This window comes from Flavobacterium flabelliforme (assembly GCF_017948675.1).
Classification (GTDB): domain Bacteria; phylum Bacteroidota; class Bacteroidia; order Flavobacteriales; family Flavobacteriaceae; genus Flavobacterium; species Flavobacterium pygoscelis.
Genome location: NZ_JAGFBU010000003.1, coordinates 427,345 through 447,849, shown reverse-complemented (window position 1 = coordinate 447,849; position 20,505 = coordinate 427,345). Strand labels below are relative to the sequence as shown.

Below are 20,505 nucleotides of genomic sequence, written 5' to 3'. Positions count from 1 at the left end.
TTCTAAAACTTTCGCTTTATTTTTGATCCGATTTTCATTATTTAAGTAAGAACTTATGCGCCATTGCGGGTGCAAAACTACAACGTTTATACCGTTATGCAAGCTTTTTTAATCACTTTTTTTTAACCTTTTATTGACGTTATATTTAAAGAGCTGAAAACATGAACTTTGAATGTGATATTTTTTTTCTAAACATCTACTCCACTCTTCTAAATGCAATCTAAAAAAGGGTTTTATGCCCTTTTATTGGGTTTGCATATAACATTTACTCCTCGTAATCCTCCTTAAAGCTACCTATTATATATAGCGTAGTCATTTTAAACGCTTATATTTTCTTTAATTATTGCTATTCTTACCTTATATATAGCTACAACGATACTAGAATTTACATTAACACTGTTTTGATACCTATATATAGGTAGGAATTTGTTTTTTAGCACAATCAAATGTCAATACAATATCGCGCTAGGATTGCTATTGTTATATTATATATAAGCAATTCAATACAGCCATTTATAAAACCGCTGTTTTTATACCTATATATAGGTAAGCGTTTTTTTTCTTACCTATATATAGGTGTAGTAATCTTATTGAGCAGACTGTGATCTAGAATAGTAAATTGTTTATTAAGTCTAATCTCTTATAACAGCCTTAGAAAAACAACCCCGCGTTAGGGATAGCAGCGGAAAGCCCACAGTCAAGTGAAGTATAACGGAACTTGACGAGGACTTGAAGCGAATAGCCCGGGCCATTCTAAAAAAGAGGCTATAACCGAACTCGGATATAGCCTCTTTTTTAGAATGGGAAACGCCAAAAGGAAAATTTTAATTTGCTTTAGCTGCTTTAGCCAACCATGATTCATTGAGATTTCCAATATCAATAGGCGTTGCCGTTTTTTGATTTTGTAACCTTCCAGATTCAAAAGCTCCTACTAATATGGTTTCTATTAAATAATCTTCGTTTACCTCGTAAGGTGCGTACTTTGATTTTAAGTTGATATCAAACATACTTGCAGCTGTATTAGACCAAAAGGCTTTCCAGCCACTTTTAAGATTCTTAACTAATTCAAAAGTGGTGCTACCAGTCTGACGATGTATTAATTTGACTAGAATTCGTCCTTGTCCTCTGGATAGTTTTTTGAGTTTGGCTTCAAATTCGTCGTTTAGATAATGCTCTACTATACTAAAATATCTTTTTTTCTCCTTACTTGTTTTAAGATTAGCCATTCCTTTATTCAAATTCGTCAAACGTTCTGAGGCTAATTTTGCATAAGGATAGGTTACGTATACTCGGTTTTGAAGGATCAAAAATTGCTTTCTTGCATCAGAACTCATTTTATCCTTGTATATTAATATTTCAGGTAGCTGAATGGTATCGTTAAGTATAGCGTCATCCTCTCGTAACTCATACCCCATTTTTGTAGTATCCTGAGCAATAATTTGAGCATTTACAGCAACAGCACCGAAAAGAAATAAAATAAAGAATTTAACTATCTTCATATAATAAATTTTAATTACCAAAATTATACATTTAATACACAACTGTAATACCAAAATCCTAATTTAGCAAAAAATTATTTTATGAGCACAAAATCGATATTAAAGGAATCCTCTATCACATTTTTAGAGCAATATTTAAATAACGCATCTCCAACTGGATTTGAAGCTGAAGGTCAAAAAATATGGATGAATTATTTAAAACCTTATGTAGATACATTTATAACAGATACTTACGGAACTGCAGTTGGAGTTATTAATCCAGATGCACCTTATAAGGTAGTGATTGAAGGACATGCCGACGAAATTTCATGGTATGTAAATTACATTACTGATGACGGACTAATCTATGTGATTCGCAACGGAGGTTCTGATCACCAAATTGCACCATCGAAACGCGTGAACATTCATACTAAAAAAGGAATTGTTAAAGGTGTTTTTGGTTGGCCTGCAATTCATACTCGAAACAGAGGAAAAGAAGAAGTGGTTAAAGTAGACAATTTATTCATTGATATAGGTTGTGAAACTAAAGAAGAGGTAGATAAAATGGGTGTACACGTAGGTTGTGTAATCACTTATCCTGACGAATTTATGATTTTGAATGAAAATAAATTTGTTTGTCGAGCCATTGATAACCGCATTGGCGGATTTATGATTGCTGAAGTAGCGCGTTTGCTACATGAAAACAACATCAAATTACCTTTTGGATTATACATTACTAACTCTGTTCAGGAAGAAGTTGGTCTTCGTGGTGCCGAAATGATTACTAAAACAATAAAACCTAATGTAGCAATTGTTACTGATGTTTGTCACGACTCTACTACGCCAATGATCGACAAGAAAATTGAAGGCGAAACAAAAATAGGTAAAGGTCCAGTAGTTACTTACGCTCCGGCGGTTCAAAATAATTTGAGAGAATTAATTTTAGAAACAGCAATGGCTAAGGAAATTCCGTTTCAGCGACTAGCTTCATCTCGGGTTACGGGAACAGATACGGATGCTTTTGCTTATAGCAATGGCGGCGTTGCATCTGCACTAATCTCCTTACCTTTACGTTATATGCATACTACTGTCGAAATGGTTCACCGCGATGACGTAGAAAATGTAATAAAATTGATCTATGAAACGCTATTGAAATTAGAAAATGAAGAGACTTTTTCTTATTTTAAATAATATTTTAAGGAGCTAATCCCGCTATCCGCTTTATCTTTTGTCCCGAAACCCGGGACAAAAGGATATCGCTCCTATCGGGGCTAAAGAAAGAATAAATACAAATTCAATTTTTTTATGAAAATTCTACTACTCGAAGATGATTTTACTTTATCAAAAGAAATTGCAACATTTTTTACTTCAAAATCTTATGAATGTACCCCATTTTACGATGGTCTATTGCTTGTAAAAAAATACAAAGCTAATGCTTATGATTTGATCATTCTAGACATTAATGTTCCAGGAAAAAACGGAATTGAAGTCTGTAAAGCGATTAGAGAATTGGACAAAAAAACTCCTATTATAATGTTAACGGCTTTTAGTGAAATCGAAGACAAACTTTCTTCATTCGAAAATGGAGCCGATGATTATCTAGTAAAACCTTTTCATTTTGATGAATTATACGCCAGAGTAATTGCTTTATTAAGACGAAAAGACATTCCACAGCAAACAAAAGATAAAATTAGTATTCATAATTTAGATATATTTGAAACGGAAATGAAAGTTTTTCGTTCAGACGAAGAGATTAAATTGACTCCAAAAGAGTTTAAATTGCTATTAACATTAGCCAATGCCAATGGAAATGTACTGTCAAAGCAATTTATTGCAGAAAAATTGTGGGATTATCATATAGAAACCAATCAAAATACAATTGAAGTTTACATCAACTTTTTAAGAAAAAAAATAGATAAAGACCATCCCGTAAAATTAATTCACACCAAAATAGGATATGGTTATTATTTAAAAGAGTCCGAATGACATTAAATAACAGAATATCACTTTTAGTAAGTTTACTCTTCACCGTCTTGTTTGGCTTGGCTTCTACATTGATATTTATATTATATGCTAATTTTAGAAAAGAGGAATTTAGAGATCGATTAGAAGTAAAAGCACTTTCGAATATAAAACTACTCGTAAATGTTAAAAAGGTAGATAAGCAATTATTAAAAATGATTGATCAAAATACCATTAACAAACTTTACAATGAAAAAACATTAATTTTTGATTCTAATTATCGCTTGATTTATAGCAGTATTGATGATGCAAAAATCAATTGGTCAGTTAATGACCTAAAATATCTTAAAACACATAAAACACTTTTTAAACAACAAGGTAATTATGAAGTATATGGTATCTTTTATGATACTAATTACGAAGATTATTACGCGTTAATCTCTGCAACGGATGATTACGGCAAGCGAAAATTACTTTACTTGCGTTTTATTCTGATTATTTCTTATATCGTTTTTACTGCAATTTGTTGGGTATTGACTTCATTTACTGTCAAAAAAATCATGCATCCTTTGGGTATTTTTCATCAAAAAATAAGAAATATAAATGCAAACAACCTTGATAGTAGAGTTGAAGTTCGAAGCAAAAAAAATGAAATCGACTTGATTGCTAGCGAGTTTAATTTTATGATGGACCGAATTGAGATTTCGTATCAAAAACAAAAAGAATTTACGGCTCACGCTTCTCATGAATTACGAACTCCTTTGTCTAGAATAACCTCTCAAATAGAAAACAATATTGCTCTCAAAGAAACGGATCAAAACGCTAAAAATTTCTTAAACACCATTCTTGGTGACGTCAATCAATTAACAGAACTTATAAATTCTTTGTTGATTCTGTCCAAATTGGAGAATAAAAAATACGAAAACAAAGAAATTTATCGACTAGACGAAATTCTATTTACTGCGATTGAGAAGTTGAACAAAATATTTCCTGATTTTGTTATCCTTTTTGAAATGGAAGAAAGTGACAATTTAGATTCGCTTTTAGAAATTACTGGAAATAAAAAGTTACTAGAAATTGCGATTAGTAATATTCTAAAAAATGCTTTTACTTATTCGGATAATCAACAAGCGATAGTAAAAATTAAAGTTGATGGAGAGCAACTAATTATCTCCGTTTCAAACACTGGAAGAACATTAACTGCAAAGGAACAAAAAAACCTTTTTCAACCTTTTATGCGTGGTGAAAACGCTAATGGAACCACTGGTTTTGGTCTTGGTTTACGTATTGTACAGCGAATCCTTACGCTTCATAATTCTAAAATTTTATATAAAAATCCTGAAGAAAATACTAATTTATTCCTACTGATTTTTCATACTTAAGGTCTTTTTAAGGTTGAAATTAAGGCTTCTTAAAGATAGTCAGAACATCTTTGTATCCAACAAAAAAGGATATAATGAAAAAATTAATTGGATTAGTACTACTCTTATTTCTAAATCAAGTTGTTTTCGGTCAAAAAATAGTTACAGTTAAAGACTGCGAAAACATTTTTTTAGAGAACAATCTTGTATTATTAGCATCAAATTACAATATTGATGCTTCAAAAGCACTCATTATTCAGGCACGTATTTGGGATAATCCCACATTTACGGCTGATTTGAATGCGTATAATCCAGAAAAAGAAAAGTATTTCTACAATGGATCACAAGGAGCTAAATCTTTTGGGATTGAGCAACTCATCTACTTAGGAGGAAAAAAACGCAATGAAGTAAAATTAGCGCAAGCTACTGCAAAGCAAACCGAATTGGAATTTGATGAATTGCTTCGAACCTTAAAATTCCAATTGCGTAAAAGTTTCTACACAGTTTACTTCAATTCAAAAAATCTTGAAACCATAGACAGACAGCTGTCACATATTGAAGATTTAATAAGCTCTTATTCAGTACAAACTCAAAAAGGGAATTTGCCTTTGAAAGATTTGGTGCGTTTACAATCTTTGTTTTTAAATTTTAAAAATGACAGAATTGAAGTCGTAAACAGTACGATAGAGGAACAAGCAAACTTAAAATTACTGCTGAACGAAAGTGAAAATGTTGTTCCAACACTGACTGACATTGATTTTGAAAAATATACTAAAGAAATCAGCCTTGATGCCAAAGTATTAGAAAACATAGCCATAGAAAGTCGCCCTGATTATCTGCAACAGCAAAAAAACATTGAAATCAATGAGTTGAATATAAAATATCAAAAATCGCTCGCTATTCCGGACTTAACTTTAGGATTAGCTTACGCACAACGTGGAGGCGCCTTTGATAATCAAAAAAATGTAACACTTGGAATACCATTGCCTCTTTGGAATAAAAATAAAGGAAACATACAAGTTGCCAAAACTATATTAGCACAATCAAAAGTAGAAAAACAGGCTTTTGATTTACAACTACAAACCGAAATTGCTTCTAATTGGAACAAATGGAATGAGTCTCGAAAAAACTATCAGTTATTAAATCCTAAAATAAACACTGATTTTGAAATGGTTTACAAAGGTATTTTAGAGAATTTTCAGAAAAGAAACATCAGCTTACTTGAGTTTACTGATTTCATGGAAAGTTACAATCAAGCAGCGATTCAAATGAATGAGTTAAAGAAAAAATTAGTCCTTTCTGGAGAAGAATTTAACAGTACCATCAATAAGGATTTATTTTAAAATACTATTCATAAAATCCTCATAACGAATAGCAAACATTCAATTGTAAATAAAAATAAATTAGGCAAATTACACTTGCCTCGCAGCAGTATGCGACAGATACATAACCAAATAAAAGAAATAAAATGAATTATAAAACACTTATAGGAATTGGCTTAGTTGTATTAGCCATGGCAAGTTGTAAGCAAGAAGAAGAAAAGCAAGAAGAAGAAAAGCAAGAAACAGCAACCACATTTGTGCTAAGCGACAAAATGTTAAAAACAACTACAACAGCTGTAGCAACAAAAGAAGCGGTACGAAATGAATTAAGTTTTTACGGAAAAATTACTACGGACGACAACAATGCAATTGACGTCTATCCACTTGTGGGAGGAAATGTGGTTAAAGTAAATGTTGAACTTGGCGATTATGTAAAAAAAGGTCAAGTATTAGCAGTGATAAAAAGTACTGATATTGCGGATTTCGAAAAGCAAATGGTAGATGCTAAAAGTGATTTATTGGTAGCCAAAAATAACTTAAAGGTTTCTCAAGAATTATTTGAAGGAAAATTAAATTCGGAGAGAGAAGTACTTCAAGCAAAAGGAGAAGTCGATAAAGCGGCTTCACAATTGAATAAAATTCAGCAAACCTATAAAATTTATAATATAAAAAGTGGCTCCTTATATGAAGTAACAGCACCAATAAGTGGCTTTATAATTCAAAAAAGTATCAATCAAAACATGCTTTTGAGAAATGACCGCTCCGAAAATATTTTTGATATTGCCGAAATCAGCGAAGTTTGGGCTATGGCTAATGTCAACGAAAGTGATATTGAAAAAGTAAAATTAGGAGAAGATGCAGCTATTACCACTTTAAGTTATCCGGATAAAGTTTTTAATGGAAAAGTAGATAAAATTTTTAACGTGATTGATCCTAATACGAAAGCCATGAACGCTAGAATAAAACTTCAAAACAAAGATTTTCTCTTAAAACCGGATATGAACGCCACGATTAAATTATCATTTGAAGAAGATAAATCTATGATTGCGGTTCCAAGTACTGCCATCATTTTTGACAAAAGTAAAAACTATGTTTTGATCTATAAAGATCGTAATAACATTAAAACCAGACAAGTTGAAGTGTACAGACAAGTAAGCGGTACGACCTATATTTCTAGTGGACTAGAAGAAAACGAAAAGGTAATTACCAACAATCAATTGTTTATTTATGATGCTTTAAACGAATAAAACATGAACAAATTTATCAAAAATATTATTGCTTTTTCTATTAAAAATAAGGCATTTACCTTTTTTTGGGTAGGCGTTTTAGCCATTGCAGGCTTTATCGCTTTCAAAAATATGCCTATTGAAGCATTTCCTGATGTAACCAATACTCAAATTACTATTATCTGTCAATGGAATGGCCGAAGTGCTGAAGAAATTGAGCGCTTTGTGACTTCTCCCATTGAAATTGCATTAAATCCGGTACAGAAAAAAACCAGTGTTCGCAGTGTTACTATGTTTGGTTTATCGGTCATCAAAATTATATTTGACGATGGTGTCGATGATGTTTTCGCTCGCCAACAAGTCAATAATTTATTAAAAAATGCCTCTTTGCCTGATGGTGTTGATGCCGATGTACAGCCGCCATATGGTCCAACTGGTGAAATCTTCAGATATACGCTTCAAAGTAAAAATAGAGATACTAGAGATTTATTAACCATACAAAACTGGACTATTGATAAGCAGTTGCGTGCCGTTCCCGGAATTGCTGATATTGCTGTTTTTGGCGGTCAAGAAAAAACATACGAAGTAGGTGTTGATCCTGTCAAACTGGCTCGCTATAACATTACACCACTACAAGTTTTTGAAGCGGTGAATGGCAGTAATCTAAATGTTGGTGGTGATGTAATCGAAAAAAATGGTCAAGCATATGTAGTTCGAGGAGTTGGTTTATTAAGTTCTATTGCAGATATCGAAAATATAATTGTTGACGATGCAAACGGAAACCCTGTTTTGGTAAAAAACGTAGCTTCTGTTTATGAAAGTTCCTTACCGCGAGTAGGTCAAGTGGGTCTTAACGACAAAGATGATGTGGTAGAAGGAATTGTAGTAATGCGAAAAGGGGAGAATGCAAAGGAAGTTTTAGCTTTGGTAAAAGCAAAAATTGATGAACTTAATAACTCAATTCTACCAAAAGACGTAAAAATGGTTACTTTTTACGACCGTGATAATTTGATGAATTTCACCACCGAAACTGTAATGCACAATTTACTGGAAGGAATTATTCTGGTTACCTGCATCGTGTTTTTATTCATGGCCGATTGGCGCACCACTTTTACGGTTTCTATTGTAATTCCGCTATCGTTACTTTTTGCCTTTTTATGTCTGAAATTAATGGGAATGAGTGCCAATTTATTGAGCCTAGGTGCAGTCGATTTTGGTATTATCATTGATGGCGCCGTCGTGATGGTCGAAGGTTTATTTGTAGTTCTCGATCGTAAAGCTAAAGATGTTGGAATGGAAAAATTTAACAAATTAGCCAAAGGCAGCTTAATAAAAAATACAGGAACTGAAATAGGTAAATCTATTTTCTTTTCAAAATTGATTATTATAACGGCTTTGCTCCCAATATTTTCTTTCCAGAAAGTAGAAGGAAAAATGTTCTCTCCCCTAGCCTTTACACTAGGTTTTGCTTTAATTGGAGCGTTACTTTTTACCTTAACCTTAGTTCCCGTTTTGTCGCATTTACTACTGAATAAAAATGTTCGCGAAAAACACAATCCATTTGTTGATTTTTGGGATCGAATTGTAGAAAAAGGTTTTAGATGGAGTTTTAAACATAAGGTTAAATCATTGACTGCTTCAATAGTTTTATTAGTGGTTGTTGTTATTTCTGGTACTTTTTTAGGGACAGAATTTTTACCACAACTCAACGAAGGTTCACTTTGGATCACTGCAGAAATGCCAATGAGTAGTTCTTTACAAGGATCGATGAAAGTCACCAATGAATTGAAAGCGGTCTTATTATCCTTTGAAGAAGTAGATGGCGTTATTTCTCAAACGGGTAGAAGTAATGACGGAACAGATCCAAATGGTTTTGGTTTCGTACAGTTTCAAGTGAATTTAAAACCCAAAAAAGAATGGAAAAGAAAAATTTCCCAAGATGCATTAGTCGATCAAATGGACAAAAAGTTGAAGCAATTTCAAGGAATAACCTATAATTATTCTCAGCCGATTTCTGATAATGTCTCGGAGGCCGTTGCAGGTTTTAAAGCAGCAAACGGAGTTAAAATTTATGGAGATGATTTGGTGAAAATTGATAGTATTGCTAATATTGTCTTGAAAGAGATCAAAAATATCCCCGGAATTAAAGATGCAGGTTTAATTCGCAATCTTGGTCAACCAGAAATTAGCGTAGTATTAAATCGTGAAAAAATGGCTGCTTACGGAGTTATGCTAAATGATGCTCAAGCTGTTCTAGAACTCGCTTTTGGTGGAAAAACAGCAACTCAAAAATATGAAGATTCAAAGAAATTTGATGTTCGTGTTCGTTATGCTAAAGAATATCGTAAAGATGAAATTGATATACGTGATCTAAAAGTGCCGACAAAAAGTGGTGCGAAAATTCCATTAAAAGAAATATCGGATGTTAAAAAAATTACGGGTCCAGCCTTTATTTATAGAGACAACACGAAGCGATTTATTGGTGTGAAATTTTCTGTACGAGATCGAGATTTAGGAGGTACTATTGCGGAAGCGCAAGAAAAAGTAGCTAAAATCGAACTTCCAACTGGTTATTCTATAGGATGGACCGGAGAATTTGAAAACCAAGTGCGTGCAAGCGAAAGATTAGCACAAGTGGTTCCTATAAGTTTAATTGGGATATTTATTTTATTGTTCCTCTTATTCGGAAATATCAAGGATTCGCTGTTAGTTTTAGCCAATGTTCCTTTTGCCATTATTGGCGGAATTATAGCATTGCATGTTACCGGAATGAATTTCGGAATTTCTGCCGGTGTTGGTTTTATCGCCCTTTTAGGGATTTGTATTCAAAATGGTGTCATCTTAATTTCAGAATTCCATCATAATCTAAAAGCTAAACTGTCGCTGGAAGAATCGATATTCGTAGGAGTAAAAGCAAGAACCAGAGCAGTTGTAATGACAGCGCTTATGGCTTCAATAGGATTATTACCAGCAGCAATTTCTACAGGAATTGGTTCTGAATCGCAAAAACCACTAGCTGTTGTAATTATTGGCGGATTGATTACCGCCACTATTTTGACTTTATTGATATTCCCAATTATATTTTGGATTTTCAACAGAAAAAAACATGCTCCAATAGAATAAAAAATTATTAGTTGTTTGGTTAGAAAGGCATCATTATTCATTTATAATGGTGTCTTTTTTTTGAAATCAATTTGCAATACGAATTCACGGACTATTCCTTATTACTACTATTTACTCTCTTTGATTTACCTTATTTCTTTTTTAAGTTTTTTTTAAGGTCAATTTTAAGGTCTCTTAAAGCCCATCGATAGCATCTTTGTTCTATCAAAAAAGATCAAATGAAACAAATATTGATATTATCAGCTTTATTATTTGAAAATCAATACAGTAATCCACCAAACTAGTTTCTCTACCACTATCTTTTTGATTCGATTTAGAATTTATTATTCTAAACATACCTTCCACAGATTATTTTCTTAAAGTTTCCAAACCTTAATAATCTACTAAAAATATTGATAAAATGAATAAAATTGTAACTCTTATAGGCATCTGCGCCATAATGAATTTAACAAGCTGCAAATCTGATGTAAAAAAAGAGGCAGAAATAGCTGAAATTACTGTTACTTCTCCAGTAATAAAAGATACCACATTTACAAAGGAATATATTGCTCAAATACAGTCTATACAAAATGTAGAACTTAGAGCACAAGAAAAAGGTTACCTAGAAAACATCTACGTAGATGAAGGTAGAACCGTAAAGGCAGGACAATTATTGTTTAGCATTATGCCTAAATTATATGAAGCTGAATACTTGAAAGCTAAAGCCGATTATAGAATGGTTCAAATTGAATTTCAAAATACTAAAGTTTTAGCTGATAAAAATATTGTTTCAAAATCAGAACTAGCGATGTCTAAAGCAAAATTAGAGGAAGCTAATGCAGATTTATCATTAGCAGAGACCCATTTGTCATTCACTAAAATTAAAGCCCCTTTTGAAGGAACTATTGACAGAATTTTATTCAAAAAAGGAAGTTCTATAGATGAAGGTACTGTATTAACCAAAATTTCAAATAATAAAGAAGTCTATGCTTATTTTAATATGTCAGAAGTAGAGTATTTAAATTATAAATCTCGTGCAACTAAAGACATCAATAACAAAGCTACTTTATTATTATCTAATGGAGAACAACATAAATATCCCGGTCAAATTGAAACTATTGAAAGTGAATTTGATAACAATACGGGAAACATTGCCTTTAGAGCAAAATTTCCAAATCCTGAATTACTTCTAAAAAACGGAGAAACTGGAAAAGTAAGATTGACTGTTCCTATTAAAAATGCACTACTTATTCCGCAGAAAGCAACCTTCGAAATTCAGGACAAAATATATGTTTTTGTTATGGATAAAAACAATGTAGTTCACTCTCGAAATATTGAAGTAAAACAACGATTATCTAATGTTTACATCATAGAATCAGGATTATCTCCAGATGATAAAATACTAATAGATGGACTTCAAACGGTAAAAGAAGATGAAAAAATCAAACCTAAAATGGTTTCTGCTACATCGATTTTCAATAGTTTAGAATTAATCAAACAATAGATAAATTTAATCCTATAAAGTAACTATTATGTTTAATAAATTTATTCAAAGACCTGTTCTTTCTATTGTAATCTCCCTTATCATTGTTTTTTTAGGAGGATTAGCATTAATTCAATTACCAATTACTCAATTCCCATCTATTTCTCCGCCAAAAGTTAATATTGTTGCTGAATATCCAGGTGCTAATGGCGAATTGATGGTTAAATCAGTAGTAATTCCGTTAGAAAGAGCCTTAAACGGTATTCCAGGAATGAAATACATTGCTTCGGATGCTGGTAATGATGGTGAAGCTTCTATTCAAGCCGTATTTGAATTAGGAACTGATCCCAATATTGCGGCAGTAAATGTTCAAAATCGTGTCGCTGCTGTTGTAAATAAACTTCCTCCAATCGTTGTTAGAGAAGGTGTAAAAATCACACGTGAAGAATCTAACATGTTGCTTTACATCAATTTGTACAGTAAAGATCCTAAACTAGATGTAAATTTCCTTTACAATTATGCCGATATTAATATGCTTTCAGAGTTGAAGCGTGTGGATGGTGTAGGATTTGCAGATGTTCTAGGAGACAGAGAATATTCGATGCGTGTTTGGTTAAAACCGGACAGAATGTTGGCTTACAAAGTATCTTCAGAAGAAGTTATGAAATCGCTTGACGATCAAAGTTTTGAAGCATCACCTGGAAGATTAGGAGAAAGTTCTGGAAAAAAATCACAAGCATTTGAATATGTTTTAAAATATCCAGGACGTTATACAACTAAAGAACAATATGAAAATATTGTAATTCGTTCTAATGCCAACGGAGAATTACTCAGATTAAAAGATATAGCTGAAGTTGAATTTGGAAATGCGTATTACAATTTATATTCCAAATTAAACGGAAAACCTTCGGCAGCCATTGTAATCAAACAATCTTACGGAAGTAATGCCAGCGATGTAATTAAGAATGTAAAAAAGAAATTAGAAGAAATAAAAGGCGAATCCTTTCCAAAAGGAATGGATTATGAAATTGGATATGATGTTTCTAAATTTCTAGACGCTTCGATCGAAAAAGTAATTCACACTTTAGTAGAGGCATTTTTACTAGTTTCACTAGTGGTTTTTGTATTCTTAGGAGATTGGCGTTCAACATTAATTCCTGCTATTGCAGTTCCTGTTTCGTTAATCGGAACGTTCTTTTTCATGCAACTGTTTGGAATTACAGTCAACTTAATTACTTTATTCGCATTAGTTTTAGCAATTGGTATTGTGGTCGATGATGCCATAGTCGTCGTCGAGGCGGTCCATGCAAAAATGGAAGAATTTCATGTCAATGCATTGGAAGCTACAAAAATGGCAATGAAAGATATTGGAGGTGCCATTATCGCTATTACCTTAGTTATGGCAGCTGTATTTATTCCAGTTTCATTCATGTCGGGTCCTGTTGGAATTTTTTACAGACAGTTTTCGGTTACCATGGCTACGGCAATTATTTTGTCCGGTATTGTAGCGCTAACATTTACGCCTGCATTGTGTGCTATGATGTTGAAAAACGTACATGGAGTACCCAAAAAAGACACGGTTTTAAATAGATTATTAGCCAAATTCAATAACTGGTTTAATGGCTTGCAAGGAAAATACCAAAAACTGGTAACTCTTATTGTGAACAGAAGAGTGATTACTGTATTAGTATTATTAGTATTTTGTTTGGGAACTTATTTCTTAAGTTCAACTGTACCATCGGGATTTATACCTAATGAAGATCAAGGTTTATTCTATGCGGTGATACAAACTCCTCCAGGATCTACTTTAGAAAGAACGGATGAAATTGCAGATGAATTACAAAAAATTGCTTCTGGAATGGACGAAGTAAAATCAGTTTCAACGATGTCAGGTTATGAAATATTATCTGAAGGTACTGGATCTAATACAGGAAGTGTATTGGTAAATCTAAAAGGTTGGGACGAAAGAAAACACACGTCTCAACAAGTAATGGATGAATTAGAAGAAAAATCAAAAAATATAAAAGGAGCTACTATTGAGTTTTTCCCTCCTCCTGCTGTTCCTGGTTATGGTGCTGCTGGTGGATTTGAACTTCGTGTAGTGGATAAAATTGGTACTGGCGATTTCAAAAAAATGGAAAAAGTCACTAAAGATTTTGTCAAAGAATTAGGTAAAAGACCCGAACTTTCTTCTGTGTTTACTTTTTATAGTGCCAGTTTCCCTCAATATATGTTGAAAGTAGATAACGATAAAGCACAACAAAAAGGAGTTTCAATATCCGATGCTATGGATAATTTATCCACACTTATCGGAAGTAATTATGAAACCAGTTTTATAAAATACGACCGACAATACAAAGTAATGGTTCAAGCTTTGCCACAATACAGAGCAATGCCAGAAGATGTTTTGAAATTATACACCAAAAATGATGCAGGCGAAATGGTACCATACGGCGCCTTTATGACAGTTGAAAAAGTATTTGGTCTTTCTGAAATTACGAGACACAATCTGTACAATGCTTCTGAAATAAGTGGAGGTCCTGCTGCAGGTTATAGTAGTGGAACAGCCTTAAAAGTAGTTGCGGAAGTAGCCAAACAAACCTTACCAAAAGGATTTGGAATCGAATGGGCGGGAATTTCTATCGATGAATCCAGACAAGGAAATCAAGCCGTTTATATTTTCCTGATCTCTTTAATATTTGTTTATCTGGTACTTTCGGCACAATATGAAAGTTTTATGTTGCCTTTGCCAATTATTTTATCGTTACCTGTTGGAATATTTGGAGCTTTCTTTTTACTGAAAGTATTGGGATTAGAAAATAACATTTACGCTCAAATTGCTATGGTCATGCTGATTGGTATCTTAGGTAAAAATGCGGTTTTAATAGTCGAGTTTGCCGTACAAAGGCACGCTGCAGGACTCACCGCAATGCAAGCCGCCATCGAAGGAGCTACAGCGCGTCTTCGACCTATTTTGATGACTTCTTTTGCTTTTATTGCTGGATTAATTCCGTTGGTTTTTGCCTCTGGTCCTGGAGCTGTTGGTAACAGAACTATTGGAGCTGCTGCTGCTGGAGGAATGTTATTCGGAACTATTTTCGGTGTAATTATCATCCCTGGATTGTATTACATCTTTGCAAAAATTTCAGAAAAACACATTCTAATTGAAGGAGAAGAAGAAGGAACACTGACAGAAGGTTTAAGAGATTATCTAAAAGGAATCTTCAAGATTACAAAAAGAAAAAAGAATAAAAAGAATGATCTTTAATCTTAGAAATTTAAGAAAATGAACGTACAAAAAAATTATTATAAAATAGGAATTATAGCTCTTTTTGCAACTTTTACGAGTTGCAAAATGCTTGCTCCTGTTGAAAGTATAGAAAAACCAGAATTACCCGTATCTTTTGCAGATTCAAAAGACACGATTAATTCTGCTACTATAAAATGGAAAAGCTTTTTTTCTGATAAGAATCTCCAAAGCCTTATTGATACTGCTCTTACCAATAACATTGACTTGCAAATGACCTTGCAAGATATTGAAATAGCAAGAAATGATGTTAGAATTAAAAAAGGCTTGTTTCTACCAACTGTTTCTGGTGGTTTAGCTGTTGGAACTGAAAAAGTAGGTCGTTATACAAGCACTGGTGCGGGTGATGCATCAACTGATATCACTCCGGGACATGGCGTTCCTGAAACACTAAATGATTTTTCTCTAGGCATTCGTGCCAGTTGGGAAGTTGATATTTGGAAAAAATTGCGAAACTCAAAAAAAGCAGCAGCAACACGCTATCTTGCTACTATCGAAGGCAAAAATTTTGTTGTAACTAATTTGGTTGCCGAAATTGCCAATTCGTATTATGAATTACTTTCATTAGACAATCAAATGGATGTGATTAAAGAAACGATTCAGTTGCAAAAAAATGCTTTAGAAATTGTAAAAGTTCAAAAAGATGCGGCAAGAGTTACTTTATTAGCGGTACGAAAATACGAAGCCGAAGTTTTAAATTCTGAAAGTCTAGAGTTTGATATTAAACAACAAATTAAAGAAAACGAGAACAAAATTAATTTTCTTTTAGGAAGATATCCACAAACAATTGTCAGAGATAAAACAGTTTTTGAAAGTCAAATTCCAATACAAATTAATTCAGGAATTCCATCTCAATTATTGGCCAATCGTCCTGACATCAAACAAGCAGAATTAGAGTTGTTCGCTACTAAATGTGATGTCAAAGCTGCTCAAGCTGAATTTTATCCATCATTTTCCATTTCAGGAGGATTAGGTTTTCAAGCGTTTAAACCGTCATTACTTTTCACAACACCAGAATCTTTAGCGTATTCATTACTTGGAGAATTAACGGCTCCTTTAATTAATAGAAATGCAATAAAAGCCGAATTTAATAAGGCGAAAGCATATCAAGTTCAAGCAATGTACAATTATCAAAAAACAATTTTGAATGGTTATGTTGAAGTGTCAAATGAACTATCGAATATTAAAAACTTAGAACAATTGTACGCTTTAAAAAGTAAAGAAGTAGAAGCTTTAAATAGTTCTATCTCTATTTCAAACGATTTATTCAGATCTTCTAAAGTAGATTATTTTGAAGTTTTAATGACGCAAAGAGATGCACTTTCTTCAAAACTAGAATTAATTGAAGCAAAGAAAAGAGAATTTAATGCTGTTGTAAATGTTTACAAAGCATTAGGAGGAGGATGGAATTAATTTAATTCCTTTAAATTTTATAACAATAATAGTTTTCTTGTAGGTTGATAAAAGGCATCATTATTAATTTAATGATGCCTTTTTGAATTTTAAAAATGGATAAAATTGATTTAAATAAAGTATAAATATTTTCAAATTACTTTATTCTAAAAAGCAAAAAACCGCAATTCAAATTTGAACTGCGGTTTTTCTATTATTTATATTGTTTATTAGAAATTATCTATTTCCTAAATAAGCTACAACATTCTTCTCGATCCTTTCATTGATATTTGAAATATCTGCTTTTACGAATTTTTCTCCAAGGATATTCTCATAAAGTTCAATATATCTTTCAGAAACCGTTTCAATATATTCGTCAGTCATATTCGGGATTTGTTGCCCTTCTAAACCTTGAAAACCATTTTCAATTAACCAGCGACGAACAAACTCTTTTGACAATTGTTTTTGTTCTTCTCCTTTATCTTGTCTTTCTTGATATCCTTCAGCATAGAAATAACGAGAAGAATCTGGTGTGTGAATTTCGTCAATTAAAACAATAACTCCGTCTTTAGTTTTCCCAAATTCATATTTAGTATCTACTAAAATTAATCCACGACTTGCAGCAATCTCAGTTCCTCTTTGAAACAAAGCTCTAGTATATTTTTCTAAAACTAAATAATCTTCTTCGGTAACAATTCCTTTTGATAAAATAGCTTCTCTAGAAATGTCTGCATCGTGCTCGCCATTATCTGCTTTTGTAGTTGGCGTTATGATTGGTTCTGGAAATTTATCATTTTCTTTCAACCCTTCTACCATTTTAACTCCACAAATTTCTCTTTTTTCAAGAGCGTATTCGCGTGAAGCATGACCTGATAAATAACCACGAATTACCATTTCTACCTTAAAAGGCGTACATAAATGACCCACAGCAACACTTGGATCTGGAGTAGCAATCAACCAGTTTGGTACAATATCCTGAGTCAACTCCATGAATTTTGTAGCAATTTGATTCAGAATTTGCCCTTTATACGGAATTCCTTTAGGTAAAACTACATCAAAAGCCGAAAGCCTGTCTGTAGCCACCATTACTAAAAGGTCATCATTTATATTATAAACTTCTCTTACTTTACCTCGGTAAACCGATTTTTGATTAGGAAAATTAAAGTCGGTTGTCGTAATTGTATTACTCATCTTTGTTAAGTGTTGTGTTGTTGTTTTTGCAAAAATAGGTTGTTTGAAAGAGATACACAAAATTGTTGAAACATTATTCAGAACAAACGCATTGGTTTAAATAAAATAAAATTTAGCCACGAATTACACTAAAATCACGAATTTTTGTGGACTTACTATTACACCAATTCTTTACTTTTTAAAAATTAGTGCAATTAGTTTTTCAGAATCACTAAAATTTGTGCCTATTTGTGGAATTCGTGGCAAAAAAAAGATGCACTTTTAATCTAGTGCATCACTTTTGCCAAACATTCTACTTTTTAAGCAACGTACTATTAAATAAATCTAAAATTCGGCTGTATTCATCTACCCAAGAATAAGTTTCCTTAAAACCATGCGCTTCTACAGGGAAAGAAGAAAGGCTCCAATTTTTCTTGCCTAGTTCTATAAAACGTTGCGATAAACGAACAATATCTTTGTATTCTACGTTATCATCTACCATTCCGTGAAGCATCAATAATTTTCCTTGCAGATTATCAGCAAAATAAATAGGAGAACTTTTTTTGTAAGCTTCTGGATCAGTTTCTGGAAAATTCAGAATGTTTCCAGTATAACCATGATTGTAATGTGCCCAATCTGTTACAGATCGCAATGCAGCACCCGAAGCGAATTCGTTTGGGGTAGTCAACATTCCCATCAACGTAATAAAACCGCCGTAAGAACCTCCGTAAATCCCTACTCTACTTGCATCAATTCCTAAATTTTTAACTAAATAATTTTTACCATCAATTTGATCTGATAAATCTTTTCCGCCCATAAAACGGTAGATTCCAGTTCTAAAATCACGTCCGTAACCATCACTTGCTCTGTAATCAATATCCAAAACGGTATAACCTAAATCAGTTAATAAATTATGAAACATGTATTCTCTATGGTAACTACTCCAATAATTATGTGCATTTTGCAAATATCCTGCGCCATGTACAAAAAGAATAGCTGCTTTATTCGCATTGCTTGTTTCTGGTTTGTACAAGCGGGCGTAAACATCAGTTCCATCTTGCGCTTTAAAAGTAACTACTTCTGGTTCACGCCATTTATAGGACTTGAAAGCTTCAGTCGTAGAATTCGTTATTTGGCTAAGGGTAGTATTTTTTTTGTTGGCTGCCACATACAATTCCCAAGGTTTATTTTTATACGAATAGCGAACTAAAAGCGTATTTTCATCTGGAGACAAACTCACTTCATGAGCTCCATCTTTTGTTAAAATAGGTTGTAAAATAGCATTTGAAACTTCTAATTTGTAGAAATTTCTATTTCCAGGATGTGTAGTATTAGTCGTTAAATAAAAAGATTTTTTATCCTTTGACAAAGTGACATCGCGAACTTCCCAATTTCCTTTTGTCAATTGTACTTTCTTTTTTGACTTTAAATTATAAGTGTATAAATGAGAAAAACCAGTTGCTTCTGATTGAAAATAAATCGTTTCATTATCTCCTAGAAATCCAAGTGTTCCACCGGAATAAGAATAAGAAGGAATTCCAGGTCCACCAATCCAAGCTTCATCATGTTGATGCTCTAATTCTTGAAAAGTACCGTTCTCCAAATTTAAACTTATAATCCAACGGTCTTTGTTATCCTGACTTCTAATTTCAGAAATGGCATAAGATCCATCTTCATTATAAATGGGCTCTTGAACTACTATTAATTTATCTTTTTTCTCAGTAGTTTTTGATTTATCATAAGATTCTAAATATTTTGGAACATCCTGAATATGGCTCAAAGATGAAAAATTAACAAAATAAACAGAATCTTTAGCCACACTATAAATTCCAAATTTTGTTGTGAGTAAGTTGTCTACTGAAACTTTTTCTTTAGTCTCTTCAGTTTGGTTGTAACCATCTGCAGTAATAAAAAGTTCCATCTTTTCATTCTTACGCTCTACCTCTTCTATGAGTCTGAAAGTCGCAAAATTTCCTTTTGGAGAAGCCTTTAAACTTCCAAAATTATATTTTCCATAATAATACGGTTTTGGAAAATCAGACTTGGTCAATTTCGATTTCGCCAAATTCCAATTTTTTAAGGCCTCTTGATCCCTAACAAACTGAAACAATTCTTGTTGCTGGCTTTTCAAAAAAGAGTCTTTTTCGGCAGATTTATCTTCTCCTTTTCCTCGTTTAAAATTAGTAATCTGAATAATTGAACCTTGATTAGTATTAAACTGAAATAAATTTTCGTTTTGTTTGAAGTACAAAACTCCTGCATCGGAACCCATTTGCAAAACAGAAATAGGATTGTTTTGTTGGTATAACTTTTTGCTAGTCTTCGTTTTTAAAGAATATGAAAACAAACGTCCTTTATCAATATAGTAATACAAATCTGGATTGGATGACTTTTTAAAATCAATTTTAGAAAAAGCTGCATCACTTGCAGTTGCTAATTCTGGCTTTGACATTCCATTTTTCCAGAAATAAGTACTATTGCCTAATTCATTAGTTGGATTCCAATCAAAATATATTTTTTGTCCCTCTAAAGACCATCTTTTATTTTCTGGCTGTGCACCAATGAAAGTGTTTCCTTTCATGATTTCTTCCATTTTTAAAGCTTGACTTTGCGCTACAACGGAGAACAAAATGAAAAAGGATAAAATTATTTTATTATTCATACTATGGTTATTTATTGTGGTTTTTGGTTTAAATTATAGT

12 protein-coding genes are annotated in these 20,505 nt (G+C 32.6%); 9 read left to right on the top strand and 3 right to left on the bottom strand.

Annotated features, from left to right (window positions below; all coding sequences use genetic code 11):
- Positions 1–824: 824 nt before the first annotated feature.
- On the bottom strand, positions 825–1,499 hold the full coding sequence (locus J3S90_RS10615) for a DUF4294 domain-containing protein (RefSeq protein WP_210646178.1): 675 nt from the start codon (positions 1,497–1,499) through the stop codon (positions 825–827).
- 81 nt (positions 1,500–1,580) lie between these two features.
- Between J3S90_RS10615 and J3S90_RS10610 the strand changes: the two genes are divergently transcribed.
- From J3S90_RS10610 to J3S90_RS10570, 9 genes are all read left to right on the top strand, one after another.
- The gene (locus J3S90_RS10610; RefSeq protein WP_210646177.1) at positions 1,581–2,669 is read left to right on the top strand and encodes a M42 family metallopeptidase; all 1,089 of its coding nucleotides are present in this window, start codon (positions 1,581–1,583) and stop codon (positions 2,667–2,669) included.
- Positions 2,670–2,783: 114 nt separating this feature from the next.
- Complete coding sequence (locus J3S90_RS10605) at positions 2,784–3,464, top strand: response regulator transcription factor (protein ID WP_188050601.1); 681 nt, start codon at positions 2,784–2,786, stop codon at positions 3,462–3,464.
- Positions 3,461–4,822, top strand: coding sequence for a sensor histidine kinase (locus J3S90_RS10600; protein WP_210646176.1), 1,362 nt, complete (start codon positions 3,461–3,463; stop codon positions 4,820–4,822). Before J3S90_RS10605 ends, J3S90_RS10600 begins: the two co-directional genes overlap by 4 nt.
- Before the next feature lie 74 nt (positions 4,823–4,896).
- The gene (locus J3S90_RS10595) at positions 4,897–6,144 is read left to right on the top strand and encodes a TolC family protein (RefSeq protein ID WP_210646175.1); all 1,248 of its coding nucleotides are present in this window, start codon (positions 4,897–4,899) and stop codon (positions 6,142–6,144) included.
- Between the two features lie 125 nt (positions 6,145–6,269).
- A complete protein-coding gene (locus J3S90_RS10590) occupies positions 6,270–7,370 on the top strand; it encodes an efflux RND transporter periplasmic adaptor subunit (RefSeq protein WP_210646174.1) in 1,101 nt (366 codons plus the stop codon).
- A 3-nt stretch (positions 7,371–7,373) separates the two neighbouring features.
- Complete coding sequence (locus J3S90_RS10585) at positions 7,374–10,472, top strand: efflux RND transporter permease subunit (RefSeq protein ID WP_210646173.1); 3,099 nt, start codon at positions 7,374–7,376, stop codon at positions 10,470–10,472.
- A gap of 400 nt (positions 10,473–10,872) precedes the next feature.
- A complete protein-coding gene (locus J3S90_RS10580; RefSeq protein WP_210646172.1) occupies positions 10,873–11,955 on the top strand; it encodes an efflux RND transporter periplasmic adaptor subunit in 1,083 nt (360 codons plus the stop codon).
- A 28-nt stretch (positions 11,956–11,983) separates the two neighbouring features.
- Positions 11,984–15,202, top strand: a complete 3,219-nt coding sequence (locus J3S90_RS10575; protein WP_210646171.1) for an efflux RND transporter permease subunit — start codon at positions 11,984–11,986, stop codon at positions 15,200–15,202.
- Between the two features lie 18 nt (positions 15,203–15,220).
- A complete protein-coding gene (locus J3S90_RS10570; protein ID WP_210646170.1) occupies positions 15,221–16,654 on the top strand; it encodes a TolC family protein in 1,434 nt (477 codons plus the stop codon).
- A gap of 216 nt (positions 16,655–16,870) precedes the next feature.
- On the opposite strand, the gene J3S90_RS10565 is transcribed toward J3S90_RS10570, so the two are convergent.
- Together J3S90_RS10565 and J3S90_RS10560 are read right to left on the bottom strand one after the other, a co-directional pair.
- Positions 16,871–17,824 carry a phosphoribosylaminoimidazolesuccinocarboxamide synthase gene (locus tag J3S90_RS10565; protein WP_210646169.1) on the bottom strand — a complete coding sequence of 318 codons (954 nt, stop codon included), beginning with the start codon at positions 17,822–17,824 and terminating at the stop codon, positions 16,871–16,873.
- 292 nt (positions 17,825–18,116) lie between these two features.
- Positions 18,117–20,465 carry a S9 family peptidase gene (locus tag J3S90_RS10560; RefSeq protein WP_210646168.1) on the bottom strand — a complete coding sequence of 783 codons (2,349 nt, stop codon included), beginning with the start codon at positions 20,463–20,465 and terminating at the stop codon, positions 18,117–18,119.
- Between the last annotated feature and the right edge of the window lie 40 nt (positions 20,466–20,505).

Coding starts and splice junctions, on each gene's coding strand:
- J3S90_RS10615 (WP_210646178.1), bottom strand. CDS start 1,499: ATGAAGATAGTTAAATTCTTTATTTTATTTCTTTTCGGTGCTGTTGCT.
- J3S90_RS10610 (WP_210646177.1), top strand. CDS start 1,581: ATGAGCACAAAATCGATATTAAAGGAATCCTCTATCACATTTTTAGAG.
- J3S90_RS10605 (WP_188050601.1), top strand. CDS start 2,784: ATGAAAATTCTACTACTCGAAGATGATTTTACTTTATCAAAAGAAATT.
- J3S90_RS10600 (WP_210646176.1), top strand. CDS start 3,461: ATGACATTAAATAACAGAATATCACTTTTAGTAAGTTTACTCTTCACC.
- J3S90_RS10595 (WP_210646175.1), top strand. CDS start 4,897: ATGAAAAAATTAATTGGATTAGTACTACTCTTATTTCTAAATCAAGTT.
- J3S90_RS10590 (WP_210646174.1), top strand. CDS start 6,270: ATGAATTATAAAACACTTATAGGAATTGGCTTAGTTGTATTAGCCATG.
- J3S90_RS10585 (WP_210646173.1), top strand. CDS start 7,374: ATGAACAAATTTATCAAAAATATTATTGCTTTTTCTATTAAAAATAAG.
- J3S90_RS10580 (WP_210646172.1), top strand. CDS start 10,873: ATGAATAAAATTGTAACTCTTATAGGCATCTGCGCCATAATGAATTTA.
- J3S90_RS10575 (WP_210646171.1), top strand. CDS start 11,984: ATGTTTAATAAATTTATTCAAAGACCTGTTCTTTCTATTGTAATCTCC.
- J3S90_RS10570 (WP_210646170.1), top strand. CDS start 15,221: ATGAACGTACAAAAAAATTATTATAAAATAGGAATTATAGCTCTTTTT.
- J3S90_RS10565 (WP_210646169.1), bottom strand. CDS start 17,824: ATGAGTAATACAATTACGACAACCGACTTTAATTTTCCTAATCAAAAA.
- J3S90_RS10560 (WP_210646168.1), bottom strand. CDS start 20,465: ATGAATAATAAAATAATTTTATCCTTTTTCATTTTGTTCTCCGTTGTA.